Here is a 9,804-nt window from a genome sequence, read left to right as displayed (position 1 = left end):
CGGCACGGCCCTCGCGCACCCCGCGCCCCGACCGACCGCCCCCGACTGCCCGAACCCCACCGACCACCCGAACCGGCAATGAGAGAAGGCGACATGGACGAGAACACCCGTTACCAGGTGCTGCGCAACGACGAGGAGCAGTACTCGCTCTGGCCCGCCGACATCGAGGTGCCCGCGGGCTGGCGGCCCGTCGGGAAGGAGGGCACCGAGGCCGAGTGCTCCGCCTACGTCGACGAGGTCTGGACCGACATGCGGCCCAAGAGCCTGCGCGAGCGCATGGAGAACGCCGGCGCCTGACCGCCCCTCGCTCCACCCGCCGGGCCGGCCGCACCCGCGCCGGCCCGGCGCCCGCCCCCCACCCAGTGCCGTTCCGGCGCCCCACCGCCCTCGGCCCACCACCGCACGGCAACACCCCCGAGGAGCCGCCATGACCCCCGTCCTGCGTACCGAACGCCTGGAATTCGTCCCCTACCGACCCGAACACGAGGACCACTTCGTCGCGCTGCTGCGGGACGAGGAGGTGTGCCGCTGGATGGGCCAGGACCGCGCACCCGAACCGCAGCTGCGCGAGGTGTTCCGCGCCATCCTCACCGATGTCTACCCCGAGCACCGGTTCGACGTGTGGGGCCTGTGGCTCGCGGACGCCTACGTCGGTCACGCCGAGGTGAAACCCACCGGCAACGTCGACGGCCATGAACTCATCACCGCGCTCGCCCCCGCCTACTGGGGGCGCGGCCTCGGCGGCGAGACCGTACGGGGCCTGCTCCGGTACGCCGGCGACACCCTCGGGCTCAGCGAGGCGTACGGCATGGTCGGCGCCGAGAACACCGCCAGTCTCGCCCTGTGCCGCCGCATGGGCTTCCGCCACGTCCGGGACGTCGTCGGCGACGACGGCTCCGTCACGAAGATGATGGTCATCCCGGTCACGGAGGGCGCCGCCGGGACGCCCGGGACCGCGTCCGCCGGGGACCCGGTGTGAGCCGACCGTCCGTCGGCGAGGGCCCCGTCGCGGCGGCGGCCGGCGACCGGCCGTCGGGGCTGTGGCGCAACCGCGACTTCAACCTGCTGTGGAGCGGGCAGTGCCTGTCCGACCTGGGCGGCGCCATGGTGGAACTGGCGCTGCCGCTGCTGGTGCTCCAGCAGACCGGGTCCCCCGCGCAGGCCGGGCTCGTCGGCACCGCCGGTCTCGTCACCACCCTGGTGTGCCGGCTGCCGGCCGGTGTCCTCGCCGACCGGGTCGACCGGCGCCGCCTGATGATCATCTGCGATGTGCTGCGGCTCGCGGGGTACGCGCTGCTCGGCTGGGCGGTGGCCGCGGGCGCCGCGAGCCTGCCGGTGATCGTCGCGGTGGTGATCGCCGGCGCCGCCGCCACGGCCGTCTTCAGCACCGCCGAGCACGCCTCGGTGCGCAATCTGGTTCGCCCCGAGCAGCTCACCGCCGCCGTCGCCCGCAACGAGGCGCGCGCGTACGCCGTCTCGCTGAGCGGTCCACCGCTGGGCGGACTGCTGTTCGGGCTCGGCCGCGCCCTGCCCTTCCTCGGGAACGCGCTGAGCCATCTGCTCTCCCTCGTGGCCGTCACCTGCATCCGGCGGCCGCTCCAGGAGGCCCGGCAGGAGGCGGCCCCGCCCGCCGCCGTCTCCGCGGCGCAGGGCCTGCGCTTCCTCCTCGGCCATCCCTTCCTGCGCGCCCTGCTGGTGATCGCCGCACCGCTGAACATGGCCTTCACCGGCATGATCTTCGCGATGACACTCGCCCTGCTCGACGCGGGCGTCCCCCCGGCCCTGGTCGGACTCGCCGGCACGATCTTCGCGCTGGGCGGCTTCCTCGGCGCCCTCGTGGCCCCCGCGCTGCAACGCCGGTTGCGGCTGCCCGTCCTGCTGCGGGTGCTGTGCTGGACCACCGCCGCGCTGATGGCGGTGAGTACCCTGCTGGCCGGCAGCGTGCTGGCCGCCGTCCCGCTGGCCGCCGCCGTCTTCCTCGGGCCCACCGCGAACGCGGCGCTCTTCGCCCACCAGGCCGCCGTCACACCGGACCACCTGCAAGGGCGCGTGGTCAGCGGCGTGCTGTTCGCCGCGGGCTCCGCCGCCGCGCTCGCCCCCGCCCTGGCGGGCGTCCTCCTGGCCCGCTTCAGCCCGACACCGGCCATGCTGGTCTTCCCCGCCCTGGTCGCCCTCGCCGCGGTGACGGCCACCCGCAGCAAGGGCCTCGGCCCGTCGACGCCCGGCCCGTGAGCTCACCTGTTCCGGTGATGAAAAGTGCCTCACCCGCGCGCCCGCCCTCCTGCACGGTTACGTGGGAGCAGTCAATCAGCGGGACCCGGGAACCGACCGGCCGCGGAAATCAGGTGACGGACATGCGAACAGCAGCCGCCCAGCGCATCGAGCTGGTCTTCTCCCTCTTCGACGCCAACGGCAACGGAGTGATCGACTCTCACGACTTCGACCTCATGACGGACCGCGTCCTGGCGGCGGCCACCGCGTCGGACGAGAGCGCCAAAGCAGCCATCCGCGCCGCGTTCCGCCGCTACTGGACGTCGCTGGCCACGGAACTGGACGCCGACGGCGACGGCGTGATCACCGTGGACGAATTCCGTCCGTTCGTGCTCGACCCCGAGCGCTTCGGCCCCACGGTCACCGAGTTCGCCACGGCGCTCTCCGCACTCGGCGACCCGGACGGCGACGGCCTCATCGAGCGCCCGCTCTTCGTGTCGCTGATGAGGGCGATCGGCTTCGAGGAGGCGAACATCCACGCCCTCTTCGACGCCTTCGGCCCGGACGCCGAGGACCGCATCACCGTCGCGACGTGGGCCGACGGCATCGAGGACTACTACGCGCCGGACCGGGCCGGGATCCCGGGCGACCGCCTGGTGGCCGCCCGGAACGTCTGACGCGGTCCGTCAGCGGCTCGGCCGCCGCTTGTGCGCGAACACCCACCGGTTCCCCTCCAGCGCGTCGTTCGGCTCGGGGAGGGGGCCACGCCGGTGCCGTCGGGTGAATTCGAACGGCGTGTGCATCGAGGTGGACCAGCCCCTTCCCGTCAGATCGCCCGCGGAGTCGGGCCGCGGCCCCTTGTCGAAGAGGCACAGCAGATCGATGCCGATCTGTTCGCGCGTCGCCACGTAGATCGGGCTGTCGCGGTACGCCAGCAGGTCCTTCTCCAGCTTGGCCTCGAAGGCCAGAGCACTGCCCGGGGTGGTGAGCCCGTCCACCGTGTCCACGAGGTGCGTCTCGGTGGGGCCCGGCAGGTAGAAGAGGAGACCCTCGGCCAGCCAGACGCTCGGTGCGGCGGGGTCGAAGCCGGCGGCGGTCAGGGCGCTGACCCAGTCCGCGCGCAGGTCGGCCGGGACGGGGACGCGCTTGACCCTCGGGGCGGCCGACAGGTCCGTGAGCACCCGCTGCTTGAAGGCGAGGACGCCCGCCCGGTCGATCTCGAACACGACGCGGTCGGACGGCAGGTCCAGCCGGAAGGCCCGGGTGTCCAACCCGGCCCCCAGCAGGACCACCTGGCGGGCGTCCGCACGGGCCGACCGCAGGAGGAAGTCGTCGAGGACCCTGGTGCGCAGGCCGAAGTAGCGGGCGAACCGCCCCCACAGCGGGTCACCGTCCCCCTCGGGCACCTGCTCGATGCGCACCGGCCAGCGCGCACAGGCGGCGGCGGCACGCACGAAGTGCTCCGCGTAGGGGTCCTGGGCGAGGCTGTCGTGGCGGTGGGTCTCGATCGCCCGTGCGGCGGCGACCAGGAGGGCGGTCAGACCCACACCTCCCTCCACACCTTCCGCGTCGGTCCGCTGCGGCGCCGTGCCGGCCATGGTTCCTCCGTGGGCGGGAGTGAGGGCTGGGGGTGTCTGTGCGTGCGATGAGGGGAAGCCGTGGTAGCGCGTGCCGTGCCTCATCGCGTCCCCACCGGGAGGAGGACGGGCTTGACCACGCGGCCCGCGTCGCAGTCGCGTTCGGCCTCGTTGATGTCGGCCAGCGGGTAGGTGCGGATCAGCTGGTCGAAGGGGAAGCGACCGGCCTGCCACATGCCGGTCAGCCGCGGGATCAACAGCGCGGGAACGGCGTCCCCCTCGCAGATGTGGCGGACGCTGCGGCCCCGGTCGAGCGTGCCCGGTTCGAGGGTCAGGGGGGTGTGCAGGCGTGCCACCAGGCCAAGGCTGCCGGTGGGGTGCAGCGCGTGCAGCGCGGCGTTGATGAGCGGGCCCGAGGCCGTGGTGTCCAGGGCGTACCGCGCGCCGCCGTCGGTCAGCCGGCGGATCCGTTCGGGCAGCGCGGCCGTCGCGGCGGGCAGCGGGACCGCGCCGAACCGTTCGGCCAGGGCCAGCCGCCCGGGCCGCCGGTCGACGGCCACGGTCAGCGCGCCGGCGGCGGTGGCCGCCAGCACCGCGGCCAGGCCCACCGCCCCCGCGCCGAGGACGACGAGGGTGTCGCCGGGACCCGCGCCGAAGGTGTTCAGGACGGCTCCGGCGCCCGTGAGGAAGCCGCAGCCGAGGGGCCCGAGCAGTTCGAGCGGCAGCGCGGGGTCAACCCGGACGGCGTTGCGAGCCGCGACGAGCGCGTACTGGGCGAACGAGGACTGCCCGAACCAGCGGGGGGCCAGCGCCGCACCGGCCGCGTCGGTGAGGCGCGGCGGTCGCTCCTCGCGCCCCCCGAAGAGGTTGAGGGAGGCGAAGGAGTCGCAGTAGGCGGGGGCCGCGCCCCGGCAGTTGGGGCAGTGCCCGCAGGAGTCGAAGCTCAGCACGACGTGGTCGCCGACCTCGAACGCGCCGTCAGGGCCGCTCCCCGCCCCCACCACGACCCCGGCGCCCTCGTGCCCGAGGACGGCCGGCAACGGGCTGCGGCCGCCGGACCGCCGGACCGCGAGATCCGTCCGGCACATCCCGCAGCCCGCGATCTCGACCAGGAGCTCGCCGGGGGCCGGCTCACTGCTCAGAACCACGTCCTCGACCGTGAACGGGGCGTCGGACGCGCGCAGTACGGCCGCCCGGCACCTCATCGCCACGCCTCTCGCAGGCAGCGGGCGAGGGATGGCCCGGCGCGTCCACGCAGGTCGAAAGCGCCTCGGGGACCACGGTCGGTGACGAGGGCCGGGACGCGCGCGGGCAGGACGGTGCGGGCGGCTGGGTCGGCAAGCGGTACGGTCCGGCCGCGGCCGCCTTTCGCTCTCCGCATCCCGGTGGTCAGTTCGCGGCCGGGACGTCGGCGGCGTACTCCCTGGCCTGCCGGTCCATCTCGGCCCGGAAGGCGGCGATCAGCTGCGGCCGGATCCGTCCGGCGTTGCGGTCACCGCCCGCACAGACCGCGCCCCGCACCCCCACGATGTCCGTGCCGGCGCGGGTCAGCGGACCGAGGTCGGCCTGCTTGACGCTGCCCGCGAGGGCGGCGAGCAGGCCGGACGCGTGGGCGCGGCGGACGAACTCGGCGCAGGCGTCCGGCGGAACGTGGTCGAAGAGCCGCGTCCCGTCCTTGATCGCGGTGTCCAGCATGGCCGCGTCGGCTCCGGAACGGGCGGCGATGTCGGGCAGGGCGAGCGGATTGACGCAGCCGACGCGGTGCGCGTCGGCGTACCCGGAGGCGACGACGAGCGCGTCGGGCCGGTGGTCCTTCACCGCCCTGACGACCGCCCGCATGACGTCGATGCCCTGCTCGGGCGTCGTGCACCCATAGAGGCCGACCTTGATGTACGTGGCGCCGGAGACGACCGCGCCGAGCGCGGCCTGCGCCACCGTGCCCGGCTTGTACGGCACGTCCCCCACGGTGGCGGACACCGGTTTGTGGGCCGGGACGGTGGCGCGTATCTCCCGGATGACCCACGGGAAGTTGGCGCCGAGCGAGCCCTCGTCGGGCTTCTTGACGTCGACGATGTCGAGGTGCTCCGCCGCCTTCGCGCAGTCGAGGGCCTCCTCGACGCTGTCCGGGGAGATGAGAAGCAACACCGTGCACTCCTTCCGCCGCCGGTCCGCCCGACCGGGGCCGGGGGATCGGGGGTCACCTGAGTCATGTGCGGTGTGCTCAGCGTTGACGTCACCCACAGGAACCGAAAGGGCGCACAGCGTGCTCATGGAGCGTGCGCTCTCACATCCGATGCGCCGTGCATACCGGGACAAGCCAGCCCCATTGGCGCCGTTGTCCCCGGCGTTCACCTCCGCGCGACCGGCCCGTGAGGGGGGTGTGAGCAAATCGGGGTACTGAAGACCACTCGGTCGGTCCTATATTCATACAAACAATTCACGCGCGGCCCTGCTGCGATGAACACGGGGTAGGACCGCAGTGAGCGAACCCGCCGGCACTGAACCCGCCTGGACCGAGTCCCGCGCCGCCCGCAAGGCGCGCGAGAAGGCGCGCAAGCGCAGGCGCATGGCCGTGGTGGCGGCCGTGCTCGGCCTCGGCGGGGTGGCGACCACGTGCGTTCTCGCCTTCGGGGACTCCTCCGGGAGCCGGGGCGAGGCGCGGCACACCGCGACCACCTCCTCGGGCGACGCGGCGCAGAAGGCGCGGGCCGCCAAGCGCGCGAAGAAGGACGAGGAGAAGTGGGACGGCAAGGTCCGGGTGCTGGGCGACGGCTCCACCTCGTACGCCGGGCCGCAGCCCGGGCAGCTCAAGCCCAAGAAGCTGAAGCCCGGTGAGAAGCCGCCGCAGTTCGTGGTCTTCTCCTGGGACGGCGCGCTGGAGGGCGACGACCACCGCTTCTCCCACTTCCGCCAGGTGGCGCGGGAGAGCAAGGCCCACATGACCTTCTTCCTCACCGGCATCTACCTCCTGCCGGAGAGCAGGAAGTCGCTCTACCGCCCGCCGCAGCACAACCCGGGGTCGGCCGCCATCTCGTACCCGACCGTCCCGCACATTCGGACCACGCTGGAGCAACTGCGCGGCGCCTGGAAGGACGGCAACGAGATCGGCTCGCACTTCAACGGGCACTTCTGCGGCCCCAAGGGCGGCGGTGACTGGAGCACCGGGGAGTGGAAGAGCGAGATCGAGCAGACGTACGCGTTCATGAAGGAGTGGAAGACCAACACCGGCTTCACCCAGGAGGCGCCCCTGCCCTTCGACCCCGACCGGGAAGTGGTCGGTGGCCGCGCGCCCTGCCTGGAGGGGCAGAAGAACCTCCTGGCCGCGATCAAACCGTTCGGCTGGCGCTACGACGCGAGTTCCTCGGGGGACTTCCAGATCTGGCCGTCCAAGGTCGACTCCATCTGGAACTTCCCCCTCCAACTCCTGCCCATGGAGGGCAAAGAGGTGCAGGTCCTCTCCATGGACTTCAACTTCCTCTACCACCAGTCCGGCGACAGCACCCAGGGCGACCCGGCGAAGTACCCGGCCTGGGAGGCGCAGGTCCGCAAGTCGTACCTGAACGGCTTCAATCGCGTCTACAACGGCAGCCGGGCGCCGATGTTCGTCGGCAACCACTTCGAGGACTGGAACGGCGGCATCTACATGAACGCCGTCGAGGACGTGATGCGGGAGGTGTGCCCGCGCAAGGGTGTGCGGTGCGTGTCCTTCCGGGAGCTGGCGGACTGGCTCGACGCCCAGGACCCGAAGGTCCTCGACCGGCTGCGGCTGCTCGACCCCGCGCAGGCGCCCGACTGGAAGGCGCTGGTCAAGTAGGGCCGCCGGGGCCGCCCGACGCTACTTCGCCGCCTTGACGTAGTCGGCCCACAGGCGCACCGCCCGCTCGCTGCCGGGCGTCCCCGGGGCGTCGCCGCCGAGCCCCGTCAGGGGGAGCGGCACCAGGTTCTTCAGCGACATGCGGTAGACGACCACGGCCGTCGTCTCGTCCTCGGTGCCCCCCACGAACCAGCCCGCCGTGTTCGCGGTGGTCGTCCCGGTCTTGCCCACGGCGCCGGCGTGCGCCCCGCCCGCCGCCTCGGCCGACCCGTCGGTCATCGTGGTCCGCAGGGCGTCCGTGACCGCCCGGGCGGTCTCCTTCGACATCGCGCGGGCGGGCCTCGGCCTGGTGAGCGGCACCGCGTCCCCGGCCCGGGTGACCGAGCGCACCGAGTAGGGGTCGGTGTGCATGCCGTCGTCGGCGAAGGTCCGGTAGGCGCCGGCCATCCGGATGGCGCTGGGCGTCGAGTTCTCCCCGAGCGCGAAGCCGGGGACCCGCTCCCCGAGGCTCGATTTGAGCAGCCCGGACCGCAGGGCGTACTTCTCCACCCGGTCGAGGCCGACGTCGAGGCCGAGTTGGAGCAGGGGTGTGTTGACCGAGTCGGCGACGGCCCGCCGCAGCGTCACCTCGCCCCAGTCGCGACCGCCTTCGTTCTGTCCCTTCACCACCTTGCCGCTGCGGTCCCAGTACGGCCCCTCCGGCGTCCGTACGGCGACCCCGTCGTCGCCGTCGTACACGCTGGCCGGGGAGACCGGTGTGCGGCCCCCCTCCCGGGTGCGCCGCACACCGTCCTCCAGCGCGGCGGCGTAGACGAACGGGGTGAAGACCGAGCCGGCCGGAATGGTCGTCGCGTTCGACTGGTTGAAGCCCTGCTTCAGGAAGTCGTGGCCGCCGTACACGGCGAGCAGCCGGCCGTCCGGGGCCACGCTCGCCGCGCCGATCCTGGCGTACTTGTCGTTCTCGGGCCGCCGCTCGGCGTCGAAGCCCTTCTCGGCCTTCCGGACGGCGGCGGTCAGCGCCTTCGTGCGGCCCCGGTCGAAGGTCGTGCGGATCTGGTAGCCGCCGAGGTCGTAGTCGGCGGCCTTGATGTGCCCGGCCTTGATCGCGTTGCGCTTGGCCAGCTCCACCAGGTAGCCGGTCTGCGCGCCGGGGGTGGTGCCGGAGCCCGACTTCGTGGGTTCCGGGAACTTCTTGTACGTGGCGCGCTCGGCCTGCGTGAGATGGCCCGTCTCGACCATGCGGTCCAGGATCCAGTTCCACCGCTCGACGGCCCGCTCGTGGTTCTCCTTGCCGAGGGCCGGGTCGTAGAGTCCGGCGCCCTTCAGGAGCGAGGCGAGGAAGGCGCCCTCGCTGGCGTTGAGCCGCGAGACGTCCTTGCCGTAGTAGGCGTGCGAGGCGCGCTGGATGCCGTAGGTGCCACGCCCGAACCAGCTCGTGTTCAGGTAGTCCTGGAAGATCTTGTCCTTGCTCGTCCGGTTGTCCAGCTTCACGGCGATCAGCGCCTCGGTGAACTTGCGGGACAGCGTGCGGTCCTGGCTGAGGTAGACGTTCTTCACGTACTGCTGGGTGATGGTCGACCCGCCCTGGGTCTCCCCTCCGGTGAGCGCGGCGCCCGCGGCCCGCAGCACGCCGCTCGGCGAGACACCGGAATCCGAGTAGAAGCTCGCGTTCTCGGCCGCGAGGACGGCCCCCCGGACCTTCGGCGGCACCTTGTCCAGCGGTATCTCCTGCCGGATGACCCAGCCGGTGCGGGCCATCACGGTGCCGTCGGACCAGTAGTACACGTTGTCCTGTTGCGTGGCGAACGAGTTGAGATCATCCGGTATGTCCGTGGCGGCGTACGCGATCGTGACGAAACCGGTCAGACCGAGGACCAAGTAGAGGAAGGCGCCCAGCCACTGACGCCACGACGGTATCCACCGCCGCCATCCGGCGCGGCCCGGCCGCGGGTAGGCGGGGCGCAGCCACCGGAGCCGGCCGCGCCACCTGGCGAGGGCGCCGGACACGCCGCCGTCCGGCCACGCCCCGCGCCGCTCCGCGGCCTTCCTGCGCCGGCCGGTCGCCGCGCGGCGGCCCCCCGGTGCGGCCCGGCGTTCCGCGGATCCCTCACCTGCGGCTATCCTGCGCCCACCCACCCCGTATGCCTCCTCTGCTGCGCTCTGCCGCACACCCTAGAGGTACGCGGGGCGTCGCCGCCGGGG

At 72.9% G+C, this 9,804-nt stretch carries 9 protein-coding genes; 5 read left to right on the top strand and 4 right to left on the bottom strand.

Annotation, left to right across the window (positions count from 1 at the left end):
• The first annotated feature begins 93 nt into the window (after positions 1-93).
• The 4 genes from ACZ516_RS07890 to ACZ516_RS07875 all read left to right on the top strand — a co-directional run bounded on the left by ACZ516_RS07890 (position 94) and on the right by ACZ516_RS07875 (position 2,888).
• Positions 94-297, top strand: a complete 204-nt coding sequence (locus tag ACZ516_RS07890; protein ID WP_275590039.1) for an MbtH family protein — start codon at positions 94-96, stop codon at positions 295-297.
• Positions 298-427: 130 nt separating this feature from the next.
• On the top strand, positions 428-979 hold the full coding sequence (locus ACZ516_RS07885) for a GNAT family N-acetyltransferase (protein WP_358590401.1): 552 nt from the start codon (positions 428-430) through the stop codon (positions 977-979).
• The gene (locus tag ACZ516_RS07880) at positions 976-2,232 is read left to right on the top strand and encodes an MFS transporter (protein ID WP_469009091.1); all 1,257 of its coding nucleotides are present in this window, start codon (positions 976-978) and stop codon (positions 2,230-2,232) included. The genes ACZ516_RS07885 and ACZ516_RS07880 overlap by 4 nt, the downstream gene beginning before the upstream one ends.
• 122 nt (positions 2,233-2,354) lie before the next feature.
• Positions 2,355-2,888 (top strand): EF-hand domain-containing protein, encoded by a 534-nt coding sequence (locus ACZ516_RS07875; RefSeq protein ID WP_469009089.1) that lies wholly within the window; start codon positions 2,355-2,357, stop codon positions 2,886-2,888.
• Between the two features lie 9 nt (positions 2,889-2,897).
• Here the strand turns inward: ACZ516_RS07875 and ACZ516_RS07870 are convergent, their stop codons facing one another.
• The 3 genes from ACZ516_RS07870 to ACZ516_RS07860 form a co-directional block, all read right to left on the bottom strand.
• A complete protein-coding gene (locus tag ACZ516_RS07870; RefSeq protein WP_361080400.1) occupies positions 2,898-3,809 on the bottom strand; it encodes a class I SAM-dependent methyltransferase in 912 nt (303 codons plus the stop codon).
• Positions 3,810-3,889: 80 nt separating this feature from the next.
• The gene (locus tag ACZ516_RS07865; protein ID WP_469009087.1) at positions 3,890-4,993 is read right to left on the bottom strand and encodes an alcohol dehydrogenase catalytic domain-containing protein; all 1,104 of its coding nucleotides are present in this window, start codon (positions 4,991-4,993) and stop codon (positions 3,890-3,892) included.
• Positions 4,994-5,177: 184 nt separating this feature from the next.
• Positions 5,178-5,933: a (5-formylfuran-3-yl)methyl phosphate synthase gene (locus tag ACZ516_RS07860; protein WP_358587522.1), complete on the bottom strand. Its 756-nt coding sequence runs from the start codon at positions 5,931-5,933 to the stop codon at positions 5,178-5,180.
• A gap of 334 nt (positions 5,934-6,267) precedes the next feature.
• On the opposite strand from ACZ516_RS07860, the gene ACZ516_RS07855 reads away from it, so the two are divergent.
• Positions 6,268-7,602 carry a polysaccharide deacetylase family protein gene (locus ACZ516_RS07855; RefSeq protein ID WP_469009086.1) on the top strand — a complete coding sequence of 445 codons (1,335 nt, stop codon included), beginning with the start codon at positions 6,268-6,270 and terminating at the stop codon, positions 7,600-7,602.
• 21 nt (positions 7,603-7,623) lie between these two features.
• On the opposite strand, the gene ACZ516_RS07850 is transcribed toward ACZ516_RS07855, so the two are convergent.
• The gene (locus ACZ516_RS07850) at positions 7,624-9,738 is read right to left on the bottom strand and encodes a transglycosylase domain-containing protein (RefSeq protein WP_469009085.1); all 2,115 of its coding nucleotides are present in this window, start codon (positions 9,736-9,738) and stop codon (positions 7,624-7,626) included.
• Between the last annotated feature and the right edge of the window lie 66 nt (positions 9,739-9,804).

This window comes from Streptomyces sp. NPDC034037 (assembly GCF_055575715.1).
This window is presented reverse-complemented; position numbering and strand designations above follow the sequence as displayed.